Genomic DNA, 23539 nt, shown 5'->3' with positions numbered 1-23539 from the left:
TCCTGCACAGGCCCCATACCCTGTATTCTTTCAATTTGAAGTTCCGTAATTGAGGAACGCTCCCTCCTACCACTTTGGGAAACAACGCCTGACGTATACAAAAAAGCCCGGGAAACGTAACAGCCGCCACTGCTAGCATCTCGACTCGAATTAGACACACGCTAACAATGCACTTGGCGTCTAGAGCCAATTCTTCAACCATTAAAAATGTAGGTTTCTTCGAAATCAGCTGCTCGCATTGGTCGACCGAACAGGTAGCCCTGGACTTCGGGGCAGTCGAACTTCCTTAGGCGTTCCATCTGAGCTTCGGTCTCAACACCTTCAGCAATAACCTTCATTCCGAATACCCTGCCCAGATGAAGAATGACGCGGACAATAGCTTCGTCTTCGGGATTTGTGTCGATATCGCGGATGAATGTACGGTCGATCTTCAACCGGCTCACAGGGAACTTTTTCAGGAGACTGAGGGATGCGAAGCCGGTGCCATAATCATCAAAGGCCAATCCTACGCCAAGGTTGCGCAGCTCCTTCAGCATCTCGAGTGTTGATGAGTCGTCGTGAAGAAGCGTATCTTCTACGATTTCAAGCTCGAGAGCATCCGCGCTTAACGAAAAATGCGCAAGGGCGTTCTCGACAACCTGAACAAGATCTCCGCGTCGAAACTGGCTTTCAAACAGATTGACGCCCACGCGGAAATGCGGCACCTGCTTTCGCCATGCCGCCGTCTGTCTCAGAGCACTACGCAATATCCACTCGCCAATTTCGGGCGATGACGCCTTTTTGCTAAGCACATCGATAAAGGAAGCAGGCGACAACAAGCCGCGCTCTGGGTGGTTCCATCGCAGCAGGGCCTCAGCCCCCATTAACCGCATCGTTTCGACTTCGAACTGAGGTTGAAAGAAAAGCTCGAACTCCCTTTCCGAAAAAGCGCGTTTCAGTTCATTTTCGAAGGCGCGCCGAGCGACCGCGACCTCGCGCAGCGCTGGCACAAACAGCTCCGAGCGACCCTTGCCGTCCTTTTTAGCGCGATAGAGTGCAAGATCGGCAGCACCAAGCAATTCTTCAGGCCGTGCGCTATGTTGAGGAGCAAGCGATATTCCTATGCTTATTCCAATATCGGCCCGCAATCCGGCAAACTCGTAAGGCTCCGATACAGTCCTGATGATTTCGCGAGCCTTCACGAGCGCTGCATGTTCGTCATTACCTCTTAGAAGCGCAACAAACTCATCGCCGCCCAATCGTGCAATCATCACGGCATCGGCACAAACGCGCTGGAGACGCTGGCCCACGTTTTTGAGCATGGCATCCCCGGCGGAATGCCCGTGCGTGTCGTTGACCTCCTTGAAGCCGTCGAGGTCCATCAATAAAACGGTCAGAGGGTTGTGGCCCCTAAGCTCTTTCTGGAGGCACGCCCTCCAGGCTCCGCGGTTTGGAAGATCCGTCAGCGGGTCAAGAGAGGCAAGGCGGAATAGACGTTCCTCATTGTACCGACGCTCGCTGATATCCCTTACAATCGCACCAGCACAAATCTGATCCCCTTCATACCATGTTGAAAGTGAGAACTCTGAGGGAAATTCGGTTCCATCTTTTCTCAGTCCCGACAATTCTACGATCCGGTCGGCCAACTCCAGCGGAGCACCAGATCTTAGTCTTTCCATTTCCGCATCAAAGATTGGATGCCAGCTTTCAGGCAGAAGCATCTCGGATGATTGATGCAGAATTTCCGCCTCCTTGTATCCGAATATTGTCTCGGCCGCCTTGTTCCAGAAGGTGACCTTACCTTCACTGTCAGTAAAGATGATGGCGTCGGGCGCGCTGCGGGCAATGCTCTCAAAGCGCTCATGACTGACTGATCGCATGAATTCCAATCGCCGTAACTCGAAGCGATCCATCACCAGCGCCGCAATATCTGACAGGATCTTGCGATCGTCTTCTGAAAAAGACTCCCTGGGTTTATTGTCGATCAGGCAGATAGTGCCGAGCCTATGCCCTGTCAGTGTAATCAGAGGCTTTCCGGCGTAGAAGCGGATGAAAGGATGCCCAAGGACCAGGGGATTTGTCGAAAAGCGTGGATCCTTCAGCGCATCGGGTATGAAAAGAACGTCGTCCTGAACAAGGGCGTGCGCACAGAACGAAACATCGCGGCTCGTCTCGCATACATCGAGCCCGACACGAGACTTGAAGAACTGCCGGTCCTTGCCCACAATCGAGATGAGAACAATCGGCACATCGAACAGCAGTTCCGCAAGGCGCGTCAAACGATCGAAGTTCTCTTCCTGAGGCGTATCCATGATCTGGAACTGACGCAGAACTTCGAGCCTTTCCCCCTCATCTTCCGGAATGGGATAAAGTCCAGCATCAGACAAAGAGCTACGGCACAATTCGGCCTCCTTTTTCAAAAAATAAGGCGCTTCAATACTTACGTCTTATTTGAGAATATTAAACAGTGCATTCGCAACATGCGAGCCGAATTCTGCATCAAGTCAGAAATCAACCTTGGTCTTGGAACTACGCATTTATCGGCCCGCTGTTTTTTTTAGAGCTTGCAGGCGCTTGCCTGTCAACGGCGGCGTAAAAACCGGCCACGGGGCGGAGCAAAAGTCGGCCACTTTGGACGCCGGTATGAGGCTCGCGGGAGGGCGTAGCCCGAGCGGGGGCCTCATACCGGCGTAGCGATTTTCTGAAGGGTTTCAGCCGGCCTTTCGGGCGCGGCTTTGGGCGAGATGATAGCTGTCGCCATTCATTTCGAGAATGTTGACGTGGTGGGTGACGCGGTCGAGCAGAGCGCCGGTCAGTCGCTCGGATCCCAGGATTTCGGTCCATTCGTCAAAGGGCAGATTGCTGGTGATCAGGGTGGCGCCCCGCTCATAGCGTTGCGAGATCAGCTCGAACAGCAATTCCGCGCCGGTCTTTGACAACGGCACGAAGCCGAGTTCGTCGATGATCAGCAGCTTGTATCCTGCCATCTGCTTCTGGAAACGCAAGAGGCGCCGCTCGTCACGAGCCTCCATCATCTCGCTGACCAGGGCAGCGGCCGTGGTGAAGCCGACGGACAGGCCCTTCTGGCAGGCGGCTAGGCCCAGGGCCAGCGCGATGTGGGTCTTGCCGGTTCCGCTGGGGCCGAGAGCGATGACGTTCTCGCGACGCTCGATCCATTCGCAGCGGGCCAGTTCCAGCACCTGCATCTTGTTGAGCTTCGGTATGGCGGCAAAATCGAAACTGTCGAGACTTTTGACGACCGGGAATTTGGCTGCCTTGATACGGCGCTCGACCTTGCGGCGATCCCGTTCGATCATTTCCCGCTCGGCAAGCCGGGTGAGGTATCCGATATGGTCGACGCCCTCGGTGGCGCAAAGCCGGGCCAGTTTCTGATACTCCCGCTGGAAGGTCGGCAGCTTCAGGCTCTTGAGGTCGTGGGCAAGTAGGATCTCTGGGGCTTCGGCGCTCATGCCGCTTCTCCCTTCACCGATGACAGGAGGCCCATATACGCCTTCGCCGATGTCGTCTCCACGGTTGCTCTCGGCAGGTAGGGATAGATCGACAGATCCAGTCGAGGCGGCCGGCGCTCCACCCGGCAAAGAATCAGATGTTTGACGGCGTCGAAGCCGATCGCACCGAGTTGCAGGGCTTGCTTGATCGCCGCATGCAGGTCAGCCATATCGAAGCTTTCCAGCAGTCGAAGAACCTGCACGTATTCTCGCCGGCCATGCTTTGCCATGCGGCCTTCCATCAGACGGCACAGTGTCGCGAATTCCTCCGGCAGATCCCAGCCCTGCAAAGGGGCTGCCTGATCAAGCGCATTGATCTTCCGCTCGATCAGCGGCAGGTAATGCACAGGATCGAAGATGATATCCTCCCGATCAAAGCTTCGGGGATGGCGAGCGATGACCTCGCCGCGGCAACCGATCACCACCTTGTCGACATAGCCTCGGACCCAAACGTCCTGATGGCCATAGGCGACGGGTACGGAATAATCGTTCGTCTTGTAGCGAACGAGAGACTGGGCCGTCACCCTGGCGCTGGCCTGATCGCAGGCGTCAAAGGGCGACGCTGGCAAGGGGCACATAGCCGCCAGATCGCGCTGCAGCCGTTCACCGATCGTCTCGCTCTCACCACGCAGCCTGTCGCGCTGGCGCTTGCGGCACTGTTCTTCCAGAAAGGCATTGAACGCATCCCACGTCGGAAACTGCGGGATGGGGACCATGAAGTTACGCCGGGCATAGCCCACGAGGCCCTCGACATTCCCCTTGTCATTGCCCTTTCCGGGTCGGCCATAGCGATCCCGGATCAGGTAGTGGGACAGGAACCCGCTGAACAGTGTTGCCCGCTTGCGCGTGCCGTCAGGCAGGATCTTCGCCACAAGGCAGCGGTCATTGTCATAAACGATCGATTGCGGCACGGCCCCGAAGAACGCAAATGCATGGACGTGGCCATCGACCCAGGCCTCGGCCACCGCCGCCGGATAAGCCCGCACATAGCAACCGTCGCTATGCGGAAGATCGAGTACGAAGAAACGGGCTTTCTGCTCAACACCGCCGATCACCACCATCGCCTCACCGAAATCAGCCTGCGCATGGCCGGGCGGATGAGAAAGCGGCACGAAGACTTCCTGACGGCGCTGTTCCCGTTCGCGGATATAGTCCTTGATGATCGTATAACCGCCGGTGAACCCGCACTCATCACGAAGCCGGTCAAATACACGCTTGGCCGTATGGCGCTGTTTGCGCGGTACGTGTCTGTCTTCATCCAACCAGTGGTCGATCGTCGAAACGAACGCATCCAGCTTCGGCCGCCGGACTGGTGATTGTCGCTGATAGCCAGGTGGCGTCGAATACGACAGCATCTTCGCTACGCTGTCGCGGGATATGTTGAAGTGTTTGGCTGCCTGACGTCGGCTCATCCCTTCCGAGACGGCCAGACGAACCTTCAGATAAAGTTCCACGGTGTAGATCCTCTGTCCCTCCTGCGATCATTGCAGAAGGAAAATAGGTGGCCGGTTTTTACGCCGCCCGCGACCGAATTATTCCGCCGCTTCCGTGGCCGACTTTTGCACCGCCGTTCTCACAATCGGGAGACGCACACTTACGACGAAGTTCCAGTTTAAAGCGAAGCGCAGCCGCGACCGACTGCATCGATGGCCGGTCCTTCATTGCCCGATGCCAATGGCGGCAGTCTGCCTTAGCGATCGTCACCCGAATGGGCGAAGACGACCAAAGGCTGGCTTCGTGCCGAAGACATAGAGCGCGGTCGGCCAACGGGCGAAAGGCCAATAGATTTAGACAGAGATCTAGTTCCCGTTTTTGCGAGGCATCTTCGAAATCTCACCCAAAAGCCTAAAGATGAAATCGGCCATGATGATCGTGTTCATGCTGTTCTGCATCGAACTATAATCGACCAAACCGTGGATTGCAGCATGACGGTTCGGGACCGGATCGGCTTGCGCAGCGGTTAATTCTAGAGATGATTTAACTTGGCGATACATATGTTCATTGAGCTTATCATATATTGAGAATGTTCCGGGGTGGTCAAATACCATTGGAAACGACAACTTCCCAATTATCTCGCGCACATCCGGTATGCTCGCAATGCCCTTTTGGATGGGGTACCTGAAAACCGTTCGCGCTGCACTCTCGATTTCCGGAAACAGCAGACGGACCACAGCGCGGTAGTTATTATGACAATGGCAATTCAACGCCTCGGTCATCACCATCGGCACTGTATCAGTAATGCCATATTTCGTGGCACTCTCTATAAAGAAGCATTCTATTGCTTCGAAATTTTCCTCGACATATCGGGCGAGAAGTGCGTCAAGTTCGGAGTCTTGTAGATGCAAGTCGAGCGTATCAAGCGGAAAAACCGGGTGAGGCATCCAGCCAATTTGCACTATTTTCTCGTTGAGCTGCATGGTTTGATCAAATTTGGCAGAGAAAACGGCCAAAGGGGTGATTGCGTTGACTACGCCCCGGATCTCATCCAACAGAGCGTCCAATGTCTTTCTAGTCTGAGGTGTATCCAACCGTTCGACGAGCACCCTCATAATATCGTTGTATTCAGCCAAAATTCTTGGAATATCGTCGTATTTTTGGTTCGCCATATTCTCTTTCACCCGCACCAATGCCGTTTTCTCGCGCTCCAGGCGGCGGACCCGCCCCGGTAGCGAAGCGCAAGACCTTCGTTTAAGAGGACCTTACCCGCGTCCCGACCGTCGATCTCGACATGGATCAGATTCCGACCGTACTTGTCGGTTGTTCCGCTGTCGATGATTTCGACGGTCCCGGCCTGACCGATCAGCTCTCGCAGCCTGTCCCGGGCCTCAGACCCCGCCTTTTCCTCATAGCTGCACCGCGGCTTGGAAATCTCGGGTGTGTCGATGTCGAGCAAGCGCATCCGTTGACCGCCGATTTTGATGGTGTCCCCGTCGTAAACGCTGATTTCCCCGGCACTGGTGACGATTGTCGTTTGCCGACTGTATTTCTCAGATTGCCGGCCGATTTCGCGAAGGATCGATTTCGGCACGCCAATCGATTGGACGAAGTTGCCGGCCTCCGGAATGGCGGCAATGATCGCGACGGCCCCGGCAATACCGAGCAAAAACTTGGATCGCATGCGTTTCATGGTGGAATTTCAGCCTCCTAACCCACTATTGGAACAGCTCTTGGCGGCCTTGATCCGGCCGCGCGGCCAATTTTCGAGCGAGTAGCCCGTGCAAAGACTTTTCGAGATGCAATTCGCCGTCGGCGGCTTTCCGGGCCATTCCCCGCAGATAGCCTCCCGGCGAACTGACCTCGCCGTCGGCCTGCTTTTGGGCGGTGATGGCGAGGGCGAGCGAAGCGAGCTCTTGCCCTGCGACCTGTCGCATTTCCGCCCAGGCGTGAGCCGACACGCCGAGCATGGGGCGAAGTTCAGCGGCGTATGCGTCCAATTCGCGCCAGCTTCGCGGTGGCACGGGGGAAAGTTCGGAAATGATCGGGCACGCTGTCAGCACGGTTCGAAGATCTATTCGCCGTCCGGACTTCACCGGATTTTCCGCTTGTTCGGGCTTCACAATCCGCTCAGGCTCATTTTCAAGAGCCATTCTTTCAGCGCCGCAGGCGCTGTCAGCTTGAAAGCCAGAGTGTTGCGCGTCAGCGCAACTCCGTTCGTCATTACAAGATACTATTTCAGGTTCGGTTGTAGGTTTTAATAGATGTCTGTTGACGGACTCCGTGGTGTCAGTTTCCTTGTCCTTATCACGCATGACCATCGCATTGAGCGTCTTCCAAAGGCGTTCGAAATCGCGGTGCATACGCTCAAGGTGATCGAGACTGGCGCGGCCAATCTTGCCCAGGAATGCCCTCAGATGATCGAGCCGCTTTGCGAAGCTATGCCAGCGGCGCGCTGGAAGCGTCTCTTTCGACATATCCAGGGCGGCCATGATGTTGCGCCTAAGCGACGTGATGTCGTTGCGCAGGACGCGCCGGCGATGGTTTTCGAGATCGAGCCTGTCGGCCTTGGCCGTCAGCTCGTCAAACCGCGCTTCCAGCAAGGCAAGGCTGATGCCGTGGGCATGAACAATCCGGCCGGATCGGTCGCGATGCCCGAAGCGGCGGCAATTGGCGCTGTCATGATGCGTAATGACGCCCATGTCAGTGAGCGCCCGCAGCGCGGCGCGCGTGGCGCTGACGCTGATATTGAGCTGGCGGGCAAGGGCGTCGTTGGACAGCCAGACGACCGGCTTCGATCCTTTCTGCCAGTCTTGCTCATAGGTGGCATCGAAAAGGATATTCAACAGGAGCATTTGCGTGGTGTTCGTCCGCAGGACGGGCCGAATGCGATTGAGAAGCTGTCTGATTTCGGCGCGGCTGTGATCGCCGATGAGAGCTTTGACCGCTAGGTCGGAAAAGTAAGCGCGGTCTGGCGTTTGTTTGCGCCAGCCTGACGGCTGTGCACTCGATGATTTTAACATTCCGTTTTCCTTGCTTATGAGCAGGAAGCAGGCAAAGCGGTATCGTGCGCATAAAATGCGTTTTTCCTCTTGCCTACGATGTCGGGTGAATGCTAAAAAGAGCCTATCAATGTCTTCGGCTATTTTAGCACTAAGCCCTCGCCGGTTGCCGCCGCGCGGGGCTTTGTCGTTTTAAGCCTACCTCAAATCATCTCTCCTTTTTGTCGCGCTGAGTTTGACTTCACAGAAGCCAAAATAGATTCAGAGGCATCCGCCAACTGGTTCTGGCTCGCGTTGATCAAGCTATAGTCGCCACCCACAGCGCAAATTGCGCTGCCGCCGGCAATGCCTTCCGAGAGCACACATGCGCAGACGGGAGCTTTGGCTGTGTTTGCTCGAGCTATGCTCATCCCGGAACCTCACGCGTCTCAAAGCCATAGTCGATCATTGAACGGTATCTGTAGCCGGGTAGGGCAGGGCGTTGGCGGCCAGCAATAAGACTGCGAATGGCCCTCAGTGCATTCGGGAAAGCGTACCCATAGCGCTCGATGAGCCAGAACCCGCAGCACGCGAGCACCAGAGCGATGAAGGTCCATAGCCGCAGGTGCAATATCAAAAGCAGGAAGAAGAATATCAGGCGGGCATCGAAGATAAGCAGGCGCGGCGTTCGCACTGTTTCCCGCCAGTAAACCGGCGTGCCGTAGATATTGAAGCTGCTTTCCGCCATCAGTTCGCCACCCCGACATTTTCGAGGAACAGGATACCGATCATCTGACCGGCACGAACCTTGACCAGAGGGCCGCTTGGCGCATTGTTGTTGAGGTCGCTGGAAATGGCGTCGCCAGCTGCGGCGAAGCCGGCATAGATGCTTTCGTTCACCGTCGGCTTGTTGGTGATGATGGAGCCAATATTGTCGGAAATGCCAACATATTGCTGTTGCGGTTGAGACAGAGAGCCGCTCAGACCGGATATGAATGCGGCCGCCAGTTTACCGCCGTAGCGCTGAAAATAACGGCGGTCGATGTCTGTCTTCACCGCGATGGTCGATTGCTGCGCATCGATCGCATAGGCGCTGGTGTCGTAGTTAGCGCCATCGGGCATCGCGATCCGATCGAACTGAATGACGAGCGCGCTCTGCGTCTTGTTTACCTCAAAGGCGCCAATGGCGCGTGCGCCATCTAGGGGGCCATTGATGATCTCGGCGATCACAGGTCCGGGCGTATCGGAATCGGAAGCGTTCTGGATACGCGCCATGACCGTATCGCCGGCGACTGCATAGGTTTGAACCGGCGAAGAACCGGACGCCTGCACAGAACCGTTGCCACCGTCCTGTCCTTTGCTGGCTGTGAGCTGTTCGGGCGGCGTATACAGATCCTGTTCAACGACAACTGTCGCCTGCGAGGCCACAGGCTGCCAGGACTGAAGCAATCCTTGCTGTTGCGCGCTCATGGCGCTCGCAAGCTGATCAATGCGTCGATAGTCAGTTTGCGGTTTGGGTGGCGGCCGACGATCGGCGGTTCGGTATTCAACAGGTTGGTCGCGATGCTCGATTACATTGGCGGGGGCGACTGGCCGTTTTACCGGCGGCGGCTCTTTCTTTTGCCCGATCGTATCAATCGACCGCATGGCTTCGTCAGGCGTCGCGATGAAGCTCTCGTCGTTTTCAAAAGCTGTCTTGGCACCGACCTCGTTCGACTGATCGAGCGTATTCTGGTAGCGCTCTGAACGTCCTTGCTGTTCGCCACCGGGCGTACTGTCGACATTCGGCGGGCGCGCAACGCTCGACGATGGAACGGGCGAAGACGAATAGCTCTGCCACAACACGAAACCAAGACCGACCGCGATCACCAGAATACCACCGTAGACAATACGATTGTTGCGCTGTGCGCTGCGATCGATCGTGGAACGCCGTTCATCGTTCATGGGCGATTCCGTCTCGACTTCCGGCGCGGCCTGGTACGTTTCGCTGGTATCGGGGTTGTTGTGGTTCTCGTCAGATCGGTTTTCTGCATCGGTCATTGGAAAATTCTCACTTTCTTGACAGAGCCATCGGACGAGATCAGTGCAACGGGCGTAGGTTTGAGCTTGTAGGCGTGCACCGAGCCAGGACCGGTCAGGCTTTCAGTCCAGGATGGTGAAAGCAGCGTGCTGGTCGTCCGGATGTAGAGATCCTTTCCGTATCGCCATGCCGATACGGACGGTTCGTCCGTGGAAAGCCTCGTGGCGTTTTGTGGAATGCCGGCGCCTTGGACGAACGCCATCATGACCTGGTTGGAGGCGCGGCTCGGCGGAGCGCTGACGGCCGTGGAAACATGCGCGTTCGGGCCAAGACCGTCGACCTGATAGTCGCGCCGATATTGAGTGACCTTTTCGTTTGTTTCGACGTCGATGATTAATGGCCGGTCCTCACCGACCAGAGAAACGGTCAGGTTTGTAAAGGCATGCGGAAGAAGAGGCGTGATCATGAGCTGATTGCTCCCCTCCTGCATCGCATAGACCTGAAACGCATTGGGGCGACCGACGCCATAGCTGGCAATGGGCCAAGCCTTTCCGGTGCGGTCAAAGAAGGCGAGGTTGGAGATCGTTCCGGGTGAGGTTTTGATCGCGGTGGTTTGGGCGGCTGCCTCGAGCGAAACCTGAACCTGATCAGAGATCGCCTTCGGCCGAAAGCCGGTCGCCGGTTGAGCTGCGGCTTTCTGGCTTTCATTCACCCGACGCTTGTAGTCGCGGATCAACTCGGGGGTCATCGGCATTTGAGATTGAACCGCCGCGCCGTAAGCCGTGATTTCTTCTGGCGAAAGTGGGCGGTCCAACTCATCCAGCGACTTGAGTAGATGGTCAGACCCAATGACAGGAAACTCGCTGTCGGGCTGCTCGTATTGTTGCTGGTCGGCTTGCTGCTGATTGATCTGTTCGGCGCGCTGCGTGCCTTGGGCAGCCGCTTGGGCAAGCCCGCTCGGCGCATCCTGCGCGAATGCAGGGGCAGTGGTCGCTAGGAGAACGCATAGCAGGGCGCCTGAAGTACGCATTTTCATTAGGCGCCTCCACGCGCTGCGATAAAGCGGTTGATCGCGACGGCTTCAGGGGTCTGATAGGTTTCCATCCGATTGATGGTAACTGTCACAAGAAGATCCTGCCCGGACACTTCGCTCGCGGATTCATAGGTGATGCGGAGCGGGATCTGCACGATCCACTGATAGACCCCGCGGGCGTTTGGCCCCTGCGACAGGATCACCGCGTCTTGTGCGACCGCCGTGGTATTCAGCCTGCGCTCCTTCACCATTTCGAGCTGACCGCTCTTGTCGAGAGCGTCGATGAACGAATTCCATCCAGCGGGCTGGGTGAAATACTTCTGCACAGCGGTGAGGTCGGCACGATAGTTGGTAAACGAATAGGTTAACGCGGCGGTCACGGCCTGGGTGGCGAAGTTGGCGACTTCGTTTGCATTGAGGTGCGGTTTATCCAAGGCCACCAATGGCAAGATTTGGCCGTTGGTCGTTGTCGCAAAATAGCGCGGCTCGGGCTTATGAGTGGAAAGATAGGCCGCCGCGCCCACCGAAACGACGGTTGTGACCAGAAGCGCACCGCTAATCACCGACATCACTCGGAACGCTGTCCGATATGTCTGTGTGCGCTTCATGACGGTTTCAAGTGCACCGTAGGATTGCTCGCTCATGACTACTCCATCGTGAGCGCCGTATCGAGCGCCTGCTGGGTGAGATTGCCAAATGCGAACTGTCCGCCCTCAGGAGTCTTGTAGATGAAGAAGGGCACGCCCTTGATCCCGTTCTGGCGCATCCACAACACGTTTCGGCGAAGGATATCTGCTGTCTGATCGTCGATCTTGTCGGAAGCGATTGCCGCAACCTTTTGACCACCAACGCTTGAAGTCGCGGCATACTCATTTTTCAGGAAGACCGTGCCGACATCATCCGACTGAAGTATGGCGGCTGAAATATTGAAAGCCGCCTCGCTGAGTATCGGGGCGAGAATGATGCGCAGGTCGATATCGCCGTTTTGGATGAGCGGCTTCATTGAATCTATTGACCATGCACAATGCGGGCACGTGGGATCGGCAAGCAGGAAAAAGGTCGGTGCGTCGGGCTTTGGATTGCCGACAGGGAACCAGGCGCTGAAATCATGGGCCTGCTGCACCAGCTCATCCAAAGATTGGGCGGTCGGAATGTCTGGTGTATTTTGAGAGCCCACCGACGCCAGTTTGGGCGGTTTGCCAGCGTCCGCCTGATCGGCCGATGCGGCCCGTGCGGCATCGTCGCCCGGTTCAACTACATCCGAAGACGGTGCTTTGACAGGTTCCGCTTCCGCAGGAACTGCCTCGGTCAACCGACCGGGGGGTCCGAGAGCGCTGGGGTTCGATGCAGCGGGCTCCTCGTGGGCGACCTTCGGTGAAGGGGGCCGTGAAAGAGGGGGGGCGATGGCGGTTTTGAGTGAGACGGCATTCGGCTTGGTCGATAGCAACGCGCCGGAAATGTCCTCGCCCTGTGGTCCGACAACCGAGCCGAAAATCGTCAGTCCGTCTTCCGTTGTCAGCGCGAATTTCTCTGTGCCGTCACCCTGCGGCACAGCCCATGCCTGCATGCCGCCAACTTTCATCAGCAGGCGCGCGCCGTAGAGGTTGAGCTGGTTCTCGATAAAAGGTGCTGCTGATGTGCTGCAACCGACAAAAGTGGTCTGCCAGGGCAGATCGATGTCGGCCTGAGTCCCGTTTTCGGCGATCGCCCCGAGTGGCCACAGGCCGAGTAAGGCGGCGGGGAAAAGGACGGACGTAGAAACCGCCGACTTGCGTTTGAACATTAAGGAGGCCCCCGGGTGCTATTTTGTTCCTGTCAATGTTGCATATAATGGCGTGAGCCTGTAATACATCAAGACATTGGAGCTGTGAAGTCCCCTTGGAAGACGGGTGATTTCGGGGAAAAATCAGACCTCATCGGGGGCTCTCGTGACAAATCAAATTGAGTTATACGAACACGAATCGTATCGACGCAACTCTAATTTGCTGAAAAGTGGCCCGAAATCACTTGTTTTCATGGCGATCTTGGTCGCTGTGGCCGTGTCGGCGGTCAACCTCTACCTGTTTATGCGGCAACCAGAGGCGGTCAAATCAGGTCGGGTCTCCGATGCAACATCGGCGCAGGTCTCAGAGCTACATTCAGAGGTACAACGGCTTAAAACTTCGCAGGCTGATCTGGTACAGCAACTGAACACGCTGACCGCCAGGAACGGCGTCCTTGAGCGCATTATCGGTCATGTGAATGAGCTGAAGAAGCAGGACGAGTTTATCCTGAACGAACTGGTCACGCTCCAGGGCACCGGCGGGCCTCTTGGCTTCGAGGCCGCCAATGGCGGCGTTGGCGTGCAGCACGAGATTGTAACCCATCCGGTCGTCGCCATGCCGGCCCCGGACGGGGATAGTGCGGAATAGGGCGGGCTATGGATAGTTTTGTCCAGCTTCTGGAGCGCGGTGTCGCGATCATTGCCCCCCTGCAGGCGTTGGTCGCAGGCACTTGCTTTTTGGTGGGTCTCATATTCGTGGCGCGCTCGATCGTCGGCATGGCTTCAGCCCACGAGCTCCGTAGTATTGGGGGCGCGGCGTCTGGCTCATACACCGGTCCGCTGGTCCTGTTCTTCGTCGGCTCACTTCTAATTTCGCTGTCGACGGTCATCGGGGCATTCCTGATGAGCTTCTTCCTGCAATCCGAGAGCGTGTCGGCGGAACAGGTATTCACCTACGCGCCCGAAATCACCAAGCCGCTTTCCGCCGAAATGAGCCAGCGAGCCGTTATTGCTCTCGTTCGGTTCGCGCAATTCATCGGCCTTCTCGGATTTGTAAGGGGTCTGTTCCTGCTCGCCCGCGCCGGCAACGGCGGACAAGTCGGCGACACGGGACGCGGGATTGTCCATCTCGTCGCAGGGACGTTGGCGATCAACATCGTCGTTGTCCTGCAGATGCTTGAGAAACTTCTAGTCAAATAAAAAGGAGAGACCAAATGCAGAGAAAGTGCACCGGCCTGCTGACATTTTCCGGCTTTTATCTGGCCATGCTTGGGCCAGTGATGGCCCAACAATCGCTGGGCGATCTAGCCAGCAATTTTTCGACGACCACGCTTGGCCCATGGGCCGACCTTCTCGGCTCCATCGCCTTCTTCGGCGGCCTTTTGTGCATCATCATCGGCATTGTGAAACTCGTCTCGAACTCGAGGAATCCGCATCAACAGCATTCCCCGATGTCGATGCTCATCTGGTTTCTCGCCGGCGCACTGTTGATCGGCTTGCCGGCCTGGGCTGGCGTTGGTGTCACGAGCTTCCTCGGCTCGGGTGCGGATACCTCGACCATTGATGGAACGCTGAGAAGCATTAACTGATATGGCACGTTTCGGCGAAACCCTCGACTACATCGCAGCAGCCTTGAGCCGCTCGGTCTTCCGCAAGTCGCTGGATGGCTATTGCCGTCTGGTGACCGCGGAGGACAATGATACTCTTGTCGCCGATGACGGGTCGCTGGTGAGTGTCTTTGCGCTCGAAGGGTTCCGCTCGCTGGCTGGTGAAACGGAAGTGTCGCAGACTGTGGAACAGCTGCGACGCACGATCACACCCTATTTTGCCTCTCCCGGATGCGCCCTGCAATTCTGGTTCGGCCATTCGCCGGATCTCGGCGCATCTGAAATCGACATGGCATTAAGCTCGATAGGGCGCGTCGCCCATGACAGCGGGCTTGACGTTGGCGACTTGATTGACGAGCGCCGTAGGATTTTGCCGCGAAAGCTGACCGGAGAACGTTCTTATCTGGCGGTGTGGTCACGCCCCTCCAACCTGAAAAAGAACGAGATCAAGGCGGGGCAGGCGGCGAGGAGGAAAAACCTCTCAGGCGCGCCCTCGATGCGACAATCGCAATGGCCCGATGCTGCTCTGGAAGCACTCAGAACACGTCACAGGTCGGTCTCGGATGCGCTTTTGCGCGAATTTGCGCTGGTCGGCATCGAAATGGAGCGATTGGATGCCCGCAACGCCATCACAGCCGCCAGAGGCGTTCTCTATCCCGAGTTTCTGCATGCATCACCAAGCTGGAAGCCTGTTCTTCCAGGAGACACGATGCGGAAGAAAATGCCGTCCACCGAGGCGGAGCTGAAGAAGGGCGACATATCCAATCTTACATGGCCGGCGCTTTCTCGCCAGTTGCTGACCGAAAGCGCGACGATCATCGATCAGTCAACAGTTGAAATCGGCAACAGCGTCTTCTCAGGATTTGATTTGTCCCTGCCGCCTGAAATCGTTGTTTCGTTCAACGAACTTGTGCGGCGGGTTCTCGACAGCAAAGACAGGATTTCCTGGCGCACCTCAATGCTGACTGAAGCAGGCGGCTATCAAGGACAGATCTTTAAAGAACAATATGCGCGGCTGTTCACCTGGACCGCGCCGTCGCGCAACCGGCGTATCGTACAGGCGTTCGATGCCTTGCGGGAAGCCGACGGCATCGACGATACGGCAGTTCGCTTTCGCGTCTCCTTTGCGGCCTGGGCACCAAAAACGGACAAGGACGTGCTCATGAGACAGGTTGCCAATCTACGGCGAGCTGTCGAGCGCTGGGGATCGGCGCAAACCGACGCGCTGATCGGAGATCCCGTTGAAAACGTCATGTCGTCAGCGCTTGCGATGAACTGCGCATCGACGGCGCCGCCCATGGCAGCGAGCCTGTCGCATGCACTGGCGATGAGCCCGATTTCGCGTCCGGCGAAATGCTGGGATCATGGCGCTGTGCTGTTCAGAACTTCGGACGGAAAGCTATGGCCCTATCAGCCGGGATCATCCAAGCAGACGTCATGGGTCGACGTTATCGTCGGAACGCCGGGCTCCGGCAAGTCTGTCCTGCTGAACTCGATGAACCTTGGCGTGGCGTTGTCCCCGCAAAGTGGCCAGTCAGATGATGGTAGCGGATTGTTGCCGCGCATTTCGATCATCGATGTCGGCCCGTCGTCGGCCGGATTGATTTCGCTGCTGCGTGACAGCCTGCCGGCGAACCGGCGTCACGAAATTGTTTATCACCGGCTCCGGATGGAAGAACAGTATTCGGTCAATCCGTTCGACACACAACTCGCATTGCGCTTTCCTCTGGCTCACGAGCGCGGATACCTCGTCAATCTTGTGACCTTGTTATGCACGCCGGACGGGGCTGAATCGGCCTATGACGGCATTTCCGCGCTGGCGGCAAGCTGCATCAACGAAGCTTATGAGCGGTTTTCGGATGACCGGGAGCCGAAGAAATACGTCCCATCGGAAAGCTATGAGGTCGACGCCGCTCTCGGCGAGATCGGCTATGTCGCAGACCAGTCCTCGACCTGGTGGGAGGTGACCGATGTTCTGATGGAAAAGGGTCGACGACATGAAGCGGCGCTGGCGCAGCGTTTTGCCGTTCCGACGCTGTCAGATCTCATCCTGGTGTCGAATTCTGAGACAGTGCGAGAACCGTTCAGAGAAATGGTGACGCGCACTCAGGAGCCCGTGCTTAAAGCATTTCAGCGCATGGTCAGCTCCGCGACCAAGGATTTCCCCATTCTCGCTCGCCCGACGCGCTTCGATGTCTCCGGCGCGCGCATCATAGCCTTTGATCTGTCGGACGTGACCGCAACGGTCGGGCCGCAAGCGAAACGACATACGGCTATCATGTATATGCTGGCCCACCATGCCGTAACCTCTGACTTCTGGTTGGATGAAGACGAATTGCGAGGCCTCAAGGCGCCACAAGTTTACATCGACTATCATCTGCGCCGTTGGAAAAATAACCGTCAGATGCACAAACGACTGTGCTTTGACGAGTACCACATGACTGGTGGGCTCGGTATTCGCCAGCAGGTTATCAATGACGTTCGGGTATGCCGTAAGGCGGGTGTCCAGATTGCCTTGGCATCGCAGCTGATGGATGACTTCGATGAGGCCATTCAGAAGCTTGTCACCAATATCTGGTTCTGCAATGTACCGACAGAAAGCGCGATCTCAGAGGTCTCCGAAACCTACAATCTTTCGGCCTCTGCTCGATCAATCCTGCGTACACTGCATGGCCCCGTCCCAGGCGAGGGCGCTCCGGTCATGGCTTATCTGACACTTAAGAGCGGTGTTTACACCCAATATCTGATCAATGAGCTCGGTCCGATCGAGCTATGGGCGCTGTCAACGACATCCGAGGACACGGCCTTGCGGTCCATGCTCTATGACCGCCTCGGTTCGAAGCGCGCGCGCGCCATTCTGGCCGCCCGGTTTCCCGACGGATCTGCAAAGGCAACGATCGAACGCCGGCTCGGTGAGCTGGAAGATCGGGGCGTTGCCGTTGACGAGGGCAAGAGAGGCGATGTCATCCGCGACCTTGCAGATCAAATTGTGAAGGAGGCAGTAGCATGAGTTTTCGAAACGTGGCGCTGGCGCTTCTGTTGTCGTCATCGGCAGCTGTCGCGCAAGATACGGATGTAGCGACCAAATACATCACCTTTAATGACGTGGATTCGGATGCGACACAGGTTGCTCGCAAAATGTATGGGCGCTTTTATCGTATGGTTGAGGCCGAGCGCGTCTGGCTCGAAGAGCCAACCGATAGCTACGACCAGATGGTCGTGCGTCTCGGCGACAACCGCAAATGCGATCCCAATTGCGGTGTTGTCGCTCTTTATTACAGCGAGCCGGACGCGATGTGGCTTGAAGTCTGGCGTGGTCTCGGTGATGCGGTTGGCATTGGCGAAGTGGGATTGGATGGCATTCGTTCCATCCATGCTGAAGACGGCCGGGTCTGGAAGTGGTTCAGCACATCATACTCACCCCAGGTGCTTGGCGACGTTTTCGAATCCCGTGTTGCCACGGAAGATGAGAAGCGTGCTGCCTATGGCGTCCTGAATGCTCGGTCGGCCCCTCCGGAGGGCATCGAACCGCCCGAGTTTCTCGCATTTGACGTGAACCTGAAGAGCGGCGACGAGACCGTCATTACAGCACGTTCCCTTTACTATTGCGGCAATGGTCCTTGCCCACTGATTGTCCTCAACGGCGATAATAAGGCGATCGCCAACTTCCGGACCTATGCCGAAGATTTCGCTCTCGAGCCAGAGCGCGACGAGGAAGGTTACCGCCTGATCGAATTGTCGATCGACGACGGCATCGGCGTTTACAGCGTCGGCAGTGGTGAACGGGTCAAGACAATCGGTCTTATGCCTGTCCTGGAGGCTGGTCGGGAGAAGCCGTTATGAAACAGGTTATCTTGTGCTTATCCGCTTTTTCGCTCGGACTGGCATCGGTAGCGGCACATGCGGGATATCTGGATGCTCTCAAGGGACATGAGGGAGGCGACAGCTACTCGGTCATCAACAAAAAGGGCACCGCGCTCGGCAAGTACCAGATCACGGCCGGTACGTGGGCCACGCTCGGATACACCCAGGGATCTGGTGGCAACTGGTCGAACTACACCTTCACAGACAAGGCCCGCGCCGCCGGCGTCTCATCGCTCGACGATCTCCGTTATTCCGAAGCTGGTCAGGCGCTGCAAGAACGCGCCGTAAACGAGCTGACCATCAGCAACTGGAATTCAATGAGTTCCCAAACACGCGGGCTGGTTGGTCAGACAGTCAATGGCGTGCAGATCACACAGGAAAGCCTTCTGGATGCGGCGCATTTTCTTGGCGCCGGCGCCCTGAACGATTGGGTCGCAAGCGGTTTTGATCCCAACGCGCTACCCGAGAGCTATCTCGCGGCCAATGGCCTGTCATCCTACGCGGAGCTGCAGGATCTCATCCTGAAGCGCATGGCATCCATCAACGGCAATTCATACGACGGCTTCGGATACACGAACACCTATTCCGTCGGGGGAATGTATGGCGCGACCAGCGACTTTCCCGGCTTTGGATCAAAGCGGCCCGTTCTCATTCAGGAAGTGCCGCCATATCAGGGAGAAAAGAAAACGCTATGAAGAAGCTTGTATTGTTTTTTGCACCTGCCCTGATGCTGCACGCGGGATTGACCCATGCCGCAGAGGGAACCGACCAGATCGAACAGCTATTCGATTCCATGCTCGGCGGCCAAAGCGGCGCATGTACTGACACAGTCAAAGTCAGTTTGACCGACGCAATCCGCGCAGGAATCGACACTGAGGTGGCGCGAAAAGAAGCGGCGCTTCAACAACCAAAGCCCGTTGATGGCCTTGGTTGCCTGGACAATCTCATGAATCTGGATCTGGATATCGCCATTCAGGTTCCTGACGTGCAGGGCCTGTTCGATTCTGCATTGTCCAACGCGGAACAACAGATCTGCTCCTTTGCACAAGAAGCCTGGGACAAGGCCACGGAGCCCCTGACGTCGGCGCTTCAGCTGCCGTCCTTCGACGGCATCTCGGTAGACAGCTTTACCGGCGGTTCCAGTGACGTACTCGACTTCGGGTCCGTCAAAATGGGTTTGTCACAGGGCGGCGACTATGGCGGCGACGCGGGCGTTAGAGACGCTGGCGAGAATTCGCTGCTGCGCGACACCTATCAGAAGCTCTATGGCACCGGAGGACAGTGATGAAACATCTGATTTACGGCCTGTTGGTTTCGGTTGCGAGTGTCGGTCTGGCGCAGTCGGCTGAGGCGGCATGCTCTTGCGGTGGCGTGCGCAACATTGTTGCTCAATACAGCAACAAGACCATCCAGGACGTGAACGACCACACGACAGATGTCGGGCAGCAGATTGCGGACACGATCCTGAAAGGGGTCGCACAGCTGAGTGCCTATTCCGATCGCTCCGTAGAGGCGCAAAAGCGCATCGAGGACGCAGCACAGTTGAATGACACGCTGCGGGCGCGTCAGGAGGCCCGCGGCAAGGCGGAAGGCGGCCGCTACGATCCGGCCGCATCAGCGTGCTTCGACCTTTCCGGTCTGATGCAATTCGGCGGCGGAACCGCTTCCTATGGCGTCGGCGGGACTGACGTCTCGAACCTGTCCCGCAATCGCTCGCGTGGAAACGGTGCTGAGGGACAGGCAGTGTCCCAGGGTGGGCTTGCGATCGCCAATGCCATTATCAAGGACCGAGACGAGCTGGAAGATGTTGGCGGTTTCAAAGATCCCACATCTGACATTCGCTTCCTCACCGACGCGCAGACGTTGGATACATCCGAAGGCAAGGTCGCCCAGGCATATGCGCGCATGGTCAACAATATGGTCGACCCGATCCCGGCAAAGCCAATCACGGAAGGTGAAGCGAAAACGCCGGCAGGAAAGGCACAGATGGCGGCGCGCCAGGTCGACGCGACACGCCGGTCGGCCTCCCACGCCATTCTCTCCTACCTTGGCGACCTGAGCGCGCCGACCGGCAGCAGTGAGCTCGCCGATTGGGCCAAAAAGGCTGCACCGACCAATTACCCCTATGAAATCGGAGACAAGGTTTCGAAGCTTCAGGCTTTGGATATTTTCGTTGAAAGTCGCTTCCCGAATCCGGAATGGCATCAGGCGGTTGCCAAGATGTCGCCAGAGGCCGTTGAGCGCGAAAACCTTCTGACCAATGCGCTGCAGCTCTACGTCTCCTGGGAGCGTTTCGGACTCGAACGGCGACAGGCGGCCGCCCTGTCTGCACTGCTCGCTCTTCAGCTTGACGATCGCGACAGCAGGACAACCGTAATCCCGGTGAACGACTGATGAAAAGGCGGCGGAACCGGCAGGCTGATCCGCATAAGACTGGCTGGCTTGCCCGACGCGGCGGCATTCATCAGCTTGCCTTCATCGTCACGTCCGGGTTTTCGGTCGGCGTGGCTGCCTGGGATGTCATCGCCCGTACAATGCGGCCGAAACGCTATTCTCGCGACAAGTTTTATAAGACGGACGAAGACGGCGGCATCGCCCGTTTCAAGGCTCAGACCTCCGGCATGAGCCAAGATGAAATCGACGACGACGCCCGCGCCTGGCTAAGGGAGCGAACGGTTTATACGATCATCGCGTTTCTTAGTCTCGCAGCGATTCCGGCCCTGATTGCCTTCGGCATTTTCAGCATCTTCACGTTCATAGCGCTCATCGTTTTGGCATTTTTGTTGGCGGTCAAAGCGATGAAAGCCGATTTTGCCTACTGGCAAATCCGACAGGGCCGTTTCGGCCCCTTTGCGGACTACCTCCAGCACCGTCTTCCTTACGACATGCAGATAATCAGGAAGGATTGAACCTTGCGGCGATTTCTAAAAGGTCTGCCCCTGGCCTTCATCTTTACCAGCTCCGGCGCGTTCGCACAGGAAATCGATGTCGTGGACATTCTCTCCGGCGGCGGCGACGAGCGGACGAATACCTATCTGAACATGATTTTTGGTCCGCTTTTTCCCGGCCCGAACGACAAAACCCTGATCTCGGTGCTGATCTCGGACTTCAATATCCTGTTCTTCGCCCTCGGTGCGATCCTGTTGGCCTACAACATTATTATCGGGACGATGGAATCCGCGCACCACGGCGAAGTCCTCGGCCGACGTCATTCATCCCTGTGGGCGCCGATCCGCACACTGGTCGCAGCAGCGCTGCTCATTCCCATCCCTGCAACGGGGTATAATGGCGTTCAGCATGCAGCCGCCTATCTGGTGCAATTTGGTACGGGCACGGCATCGTACTTCTGGCAGAAAAGCGTGGATCTCGTCTTCAACGACCATATGCCGATCGTTGGCACGGACATGTCCCAAAAGGACGGTCAGTTCATTCAGGCTGTTTGGCGCATGGAGATGTGCCGGGCTGTCTACAACGCTGAAGCTGCAAAGGGCGGCGGCGACATTGCAGGCATTACCAAAAACTGGCGGACAACCGCCAGCGGCAGCCTGGCGCTCTCTTATGACATGCCCAATTATCGGGGTGCGTGCGGCACAATCACGCTTCCTTCCGAAACCAAAGGTTTCCAAAGGATCGCTGCGTCATCGGACAAAACATACGCCGATTATGCAAAAGCCATGCGCGACGCAGTTACTCAGATAACCAACAACTATGCGCCGACGGCGAATTCAGTCGCCCTGGCCGTTTCTCAACGGCAACCGTTGCCCGAATATAGGGGCCTTGCAGATGATCTTGCAGAATGGCGCGAACTTCATGCCAACATCCTCAAGGACTATATCGCAACAGACAAGCTGCAAAACGACGTGCAATCCGCGGCATCCGAAACAGAAACGATCAACATCAACGGCATCGGCGACAAGGAGCAGAACATCGACCTGTCTGCCAGTCTGAAGGATGGCGGTTGGCTGCAAGCGGGTTACTACTATCAGCTGATCAGCCGCTTTACCGCCGACGCTTCCGCCGTCGCGGGAGGAATTCCGCAGACGGCCCCCGGTGGCGCGATCGGGGCAACGGCCAATCCGAAAGGACGTGTCGGAGAGTCTATTGCCTCGCAGTATGACGACGCCAACTGGTATCTGTTCGGTTCAGCCCAGGGCGACGCCACGAAATTCCTTGAGAGTTTCGCCGGCACCTATAATGGTGTGGTCGAATGGTGGAACGAGAGCGTCGCCAGAAGCAATGTTCGCGCCTTTACCAACGAGCGCGCAGCCTTTGCGGATTCAACGGCCGACATGACATCCTATATGGTGTCTGCTGGCAATCTGTACGAAGCCTTCGACTTTCTGAACCCGGCTGCCAATGACGGCGACCCTATGGTGGGCCTGATCGCCGTCGGCAATCAGCTGGCGTTCTATAGCGGCGTCATCATGATTTCGCTCGCGGTGCTGGCAGCGGTGCCTTTTCTTGGACAATCCGTGATCGCGTTCGCCGGCTTCCTCGGCTGGGTATTGAGCGGGATATCCGTCGCGGGCTACTTCATGGCATTTGTGCTGCCGATGATCCCGACCGTGATATGGGTCATCGGCGTGACGGCTTTCTTCCTGTTGGTTGTCGAGATGATCTTCGCCGCACCGCTGTGGGCGATCGCTCACTTGTCCATGGAAGGCGAAGGTCTGGGCGGGCGGCAGGCCAGACGCGGGTACGTCATGTTGCTGGCGCTGACGGCAACACCGGTGCTCATGCTCTTCGGGCTTCTCGTGGGCATGATCATCTTCCGGATTGGCGGAACGCTTCTCAACGGGGGCTTCTACTACGCCATCACCGCAGCTCAGGCTCTGTCTGGTGACAGCTACACCCAAATCACCTGGTTCATCGGCATTTTGGCCATCATGGTGTTTATGCTCTTCGCATATGTCGTCATGCTGGAACGCTCTTTTGCCTTGATCGCCGAATTTCCTGGTAAGGTGTTCCGACTGATCGAGCCGGATGCCGTCAGCGATCTCGACACGCATGCCGCAATGCGCGCGAACGTCGCCGCTGGTGGAACAGCCGGTTCAATGGGCAGCCTGACGAGTTCGGCAGGCGGCGGCTTTAATAAAAGAATTGCAAGCAAGGCCCCTAAAACAAATGAATAAGGAAGGACAGGAAATGGTTGGCACCAACTCGCCCGTTTCAGTTCGGTTGGATGTCGATACGCGCGAGAGACTGAACGCCTTGGCTAATCGACTGGACAGCACCCCACACGCACTAATGCGTCAAGCCGTTGCAGAATTTGTCCAAAGGCGCTCGACGCCAGCTCCAACTCCAACGCCCAATCAAAACTGACAGTGATCACTCGACCTTTGAGAACGCC

At 56.9% G+C, this 23539-nt stretch carries 22 protein-coding genes; 11 read left to right on the top strand and 11 right to left on the bottom strand.

Going from position 1 to position 23539, the window contains the following annotated elements; genetic code table 11:
* Window positions 1-194: 194 nt before the first annotated feature.
* From GGR30_RS17505 to GGR30_RS17455, 11 genes are all read right to left on the bottom strand, one after another.
* Window positions 195-2381 (bottom strand): putative bifunctional diguanylate cyclase/phosphodiesterase, encoded by a 2187-nt coding sequence (locus tag GGR30_RS17505; protein WP_210288098.1) that lies wholly within the window; start codon window positions 2379-2381, stop codon window positions 195-197.
* Between the two features lie 309 nt (window positions 2382-2690).
* A complete protein-coding gene (gene istB / locus GGR30_RS17500) occupies window positions 2691-3449 on the bottom strand; it encodes an IS21-like element helper ATPase IstB (protein WP_183488828.1) in 759 nt (252 codons plus the stop codon).
* Window positions 3446-4942, bottom strand: coding sequence for an IS21 family transposase (gene istA / locus GGR30_RS17495; RefSeq protein ID WP_183488824.1), 1497 nt, complete (start codon window positions 4940-4942; stop codon window positions 3446-3448). Before istA ends, istB begins: the two co-directional genes overlap by 4 nt.
* A gap of 345 nt (window positions 4943-5287) precedes the next feature.
* Complete coding sequence (locus GGR30_RS17490) at window positions 5288-6094, bottom strand: hypothetical protein (RefSeq protein WP_183488821.1); 807 nt, start codon at window positions 6092-6094, stop codon at window positions 5288-5290.
* 8 nt (window positions 6095-6102) lie between these two features.
* Entirely contained in the window at window positions 6103-6615 is a 513-nt protein-coding gene (locus tag GGR30_RS23440; RefSeq protein ID WP_246414000.1) for a thermonuclease family protein, read from the bottom strand.
* A gap of 25 nt (window positions 6616-6640) precedes the next feature.
* The gene (gene repC / locus GGR30_RS17480; RefSeq protein ID WP_183488818.1) at window positions 6641-7945 is read right to left on the bottom strand and encodes a plasmid replication protein RepC; all 1305 of its coding nucleotides are present in this window, start codon (window positions 7943-7945) and stop codon (window positions 6641-6643) included.
* A 385-nt stretch (window positions 7946-8330) separates the two neighbouring features.
* Complete coding sequence (icmT, locus tag GGR30_RS17475; RefSeq protein WP_183488815.1) at window positions 8331-8651, bottom strand: IcmT/TraK family protein; 321 nt, start codon at window positions 8649-8651, stop codon at window positions 8331-8333.
* Window positions 8651-9943 carry a DotG/IcmE/VirB10 family type IV secretion system protein gene (locus GGR30_RS17470; protein WP_183488813.1) on the bottom strand — a complete coding sequence of 431 codons (1293 nt, stop codon included), beginning with the start codon at window positions 9941-9943 and terminating at the stop codon, window positions 8651-8653. The genes icmT and GGR30_RS17470 overlap by 1 nt, the downstream gene beginning before the upstream one ends.
* Window positions 9940-10959, bottom strand: coding sequence for a DotH/IcmK family type IV secretion protein (locus GGR30_RS17465; RefSeq protein ID WP_210288097.1), 1020 nt, complete (start codon window positions 10957-10959; stop codon window positions 9940-9942). The genes GGR30_RS17470 and GGR30_RS17465 overlap by 4 nt, the downstream gene beginning before the upstream one ends.
* Window positions 10959-11600 carry a type IVB secretion system apparatus protein IcmL/DotI gene (locus GGR30_RS17460; protein ID WP_183488810.1) on the bottom strand — a complete coding sequence of 214 codons (642 nt, stop codon included), beginning with the start codon at window positions 11598-11600 and terminating at the stop codon, window positions 10959-10961. The genes GGR30_RS17465 and GGR30_RS17460 overlap by 1 nt, the downstream gene beginning before the upstream one ends.
* A 2-nt stretch (window positions 11601-11602) precedes the next feature.
* The gene (locus GGR30_RS17455; RefSeq protein WP_183488807.1) at window positions 11603-12739 is read right to left on the bottom strand and encodes a DsbA family protein; all 1137 of its coding nucleotides are present in this window, start codon (window positions 12737-12739) and stop codon (window positions 11603-11605) included.
* Between the two features lie 145 nt (window positions 12740-12884).
* On the opposite strand from GGR30_RS17455, the gene GGR30_RS17450 reads away from it, so the two are divergent.
* Genes GGR30_RS17450 through GGR30_RS23755 form a run of 11 tightly spaced genes read left to right on the top strand, consistent with a single transcriptional unit; the run spans window position 12885 to window position 23511 of the window.
* Window positions 12885-13367, top strand: a complete 483-nt coding sequence (locus GGR30_RS17450) for a hypothetical protein (protein ID WP_183488804.1) — start codon at window positions 12885-12887, stop codon at window positions 13365-13367.
* 8 nt (window positions 13368-13375) lie between these two features.
* A complete protein-coding gene (locus GGR30_RS17445; protein WP_183488801.1) occupies window positions 13376-13918 on the top strand; it encodes a hypothetical protein in 543 nt (180 codons plus the stop codon).
* Window positions 13919-13932: 14 nt separating this feature from the next.
* Window positions 13933-14307 carry a hypothetical protein gene (locus GGR30_RS17440; RefSeq protein WP_018067328.1) on the top strand — a complete coding sequence of 125 codons (375 nt, stop codon included), beginning with the start codon at window positions 13933-13935 and terminating at the stop codon, window positions 14305-14307.
* Window position 14308: 1 nt separating this feature from the next.
* Window positions 14309-17335: a hypothetical protein gene (locus GGR30_RS17435; protein WP_183488799.1), complete on the top strand. Its 3027-nt coding sequence runs from the start codon at window positions 14309-14311 to the stop codon at window positions 17333-17335.
* Window positions 17332-18168: a hypothetical protein gene (locus GGR30_RS17430; RefSeq protein ID WP_183488796.1), complete on the top strand. Its 837-nt coding sequence runs from the start codon at window positions 17332-17334 to the stop codon at window positions 18166-18168. Before GGR30_RS17435 ends, GGR30_RS17430 begins: the two co-directional genes overlap by 4 nt.
* Window positions 18165-18884 (top strand): hypothetical protein, encoded by a 720-nt coding sequence (locus GGR30_RS17425; RefSeq protein ID WP_183488793.1) that lies wholly within the window; start codon window positions 18165-18167, stop codon window positions 18882-18884. Before GGR30_RS17430 ends, GGR30_RS17425 begins: the two co-directional genes overlap by 4 nt.
* The gene (locus GGR30_RS17420) at window positions 18881-19474 is read left to right on the top strand and encodes a hypothetical protein (protein ID WP_183488790.1); all 594 of its coding nucleotides are present in this window, start codon (window positions 18881-18883) and stop codon (window positions 19472-19474) included. Before GGR30_RS17425 ends, GGR30_RS17420 begins: the two co-directional genes overlap by 4 nt.
* Entirely contained in the window at window positions 19474-20583 is a 1110-nt protein-coding gene (locus GGR30_RS17415; protein WP_183488787.1) for a hypothetical protein, read from the top strand. The genes GGR30_RS17420 and GGR30_RS17415 overlap by 1 nt, the downstream gene beginning before the upstream one ends.
* Window positions 20583-21098, top strand: a complete 516-nt coding sequence (locus tag GGR30_RS17410; RefSeq protein WP_183488784.1) for a hypothetical protein — start codon at window positions 20583-20585, stop codon at window positions 21096-21098. Before GGR30_RS17415 ends, GGR30_RS17410 begins: the two co-directional genes overlap by 1 nt.
* A 3-nt stretch (window positions 21099-21101) precedes the next feature.
* Window positions 21102-23321, top strand: coding sequence for a DotA/TraY family protein (locus GGR30_RS17405; RefSeq protein WP_183488781.1), 2220 nt, complete (start codon window positions 21102-21104; stop codon window positions 23319-23321).
* A complete protein-coding gene (locus tag GGR30_RS23755) occupies window positions 23314-23511 on the top strand; it encodes a CopG family ribbon-helix-helix protein (RefSeq protein WP_425488365.1) in 198 nt (65 codons plus the stop codon). The genes GGR30_RS17405 and GGR30_RS23755 overlap by 8 nt, the downstream gene beginning before the upstream one ends.
* Window positions 23512-23539: the final 28 nt, after the last annotated feature.

This window comes from Martelella radicis, from assembly GCF_014196625.1.
Classification (GTDB): domain Bacteria; phylum Pseudomonadota; class Alphaproteobacteria; order Rhizobiales; family Rhizobiaceae; genus Martelella; species Martelella radicis.
The sequence above is the reverse complement of the archived record's forward strand: the minus strand, read 5'-3'. Positions and strand labels throughout refer to the sequence as shown.

Coding starts and splice junctions, on each gene's coding strand:
- GGR30_RS23440 (WP_246414000.1), bottom strand. CDS start 6,615: ATGAAACGCATGCGATCCAAGTTTTTGCTCGGTATTGCCGGGGCCGTC.
- GGR30_RS23755 (WP_425488365.1), top strand. CDS start 23,314: ATGAATAAGGAAGGACAGGAAATGGTTGGCACCAACTCGCCCGTTTCA.
- icmT (WP_183488815.1), bottom strand. CDS start 8,651: ATGGCGGAAAGCAGCTTCAATATCTACGGCACGCCGGTTTACTGGCGG.
- GGR30_RS17460 (WP_183488810.1), bottom strand. CDS start 11,600: ATGAGCGAGCAATCCTACGGTGCACTTGAAACCGTCATGAAGCGCACA.
- GGR30_RS17445 (WP_183488801.1), top strand. CDS start 13,376: ATGGATAGTTTTGTCCAGCTTCTGGAGCGCGGTGTCGCGATCATTGCC.
- GGR30_RS17435 (WP_183488799.1), top strand. CDS start 14,309: ATGGCACGTTTCGGCGAAACCCTCGACTACATCGCAGCAGCCTTGAGC.
- GGR30_RS17420 (WP_183488790.1), top strand. CDS start 18,881: ATGAAGAAGCTTGTATTGTTTTTTGCACCTGCCCTGATGCTGCACGCG.
- GGR30_RS17430 (WP_183488796.1), top strand. CDS start 17,332: ATGAGTTTTCGAAACGTGGCGCTGGCGCTTCTGTTGTCGTCATCGGCA.
- GGR30_RS17440 (WP_018067328.1), top strand. CDS start 13,933: ATGCAGAGAAAGTGCACCGGCCTGCTGACATTTTCCGGCTTTTATCTG.
- istB (WP_183488828.1), bottom strand. CDS start 3,449: ATGAGCGCCGAAGCCCCAGAGATCCTACTTGCCCACGACCTCAAGAGC.
- GGR30_RS17470 (WP_183488813.1), bottom strand. CDS start 9,943: ATGACCGATGCAGAAAACCGATCTGACGAGAACCACAACAACCCCGAT.
- GGR30_RS17415 (WP_183488787.1), top strand. CDS start 19,474: ATGAAACATCTGATTTACGGCCTGTTGGTTTCGGTTGCGAGTGTCGGT.
- GGR30_RS17410 (WP_183488784.1), top strand. CDS start 20,583: ATGAAAAGGCGGCGGAACCGGCAGGCTGATCCGCATAAGACTGGCTGG.
- GGR30_RS17465 (WP_210288097.1), bottom strand. CDS start 10,959: ATGAAAATGCGTACTTCAGGCGCCCTGCTATGCGTTCTCCTAGCGACC.
- GGR30_RS17455 (WP_183488807.1), bottom strand. CDS start 12,739: ATGTTCAAACGCAAGTCGGCGGTTTCTACGTCCGTCCTTTTCCCCGCC.
- GGR30_RS17490 (WP_183488821.1), bottom strand. CDS start 6,094: ATGGCGAACCAAAAATACGACGATATTCCAAGAATTTTGGCTGAATAC.
- repC (WP_183488818.1), bottom strand. CDS start 7,945: ATGTTAAAATCATCGAGTGCACAGCCGTCAGGCTGGCGCAAACAAACG.
- GGR30_RS17425 (WP_183488793.1), top strand. CDS start 18,165: ATGAAACAGGTTATCTTGTGCTTATCCGCTTTTTCGCTCGGACTGGCA.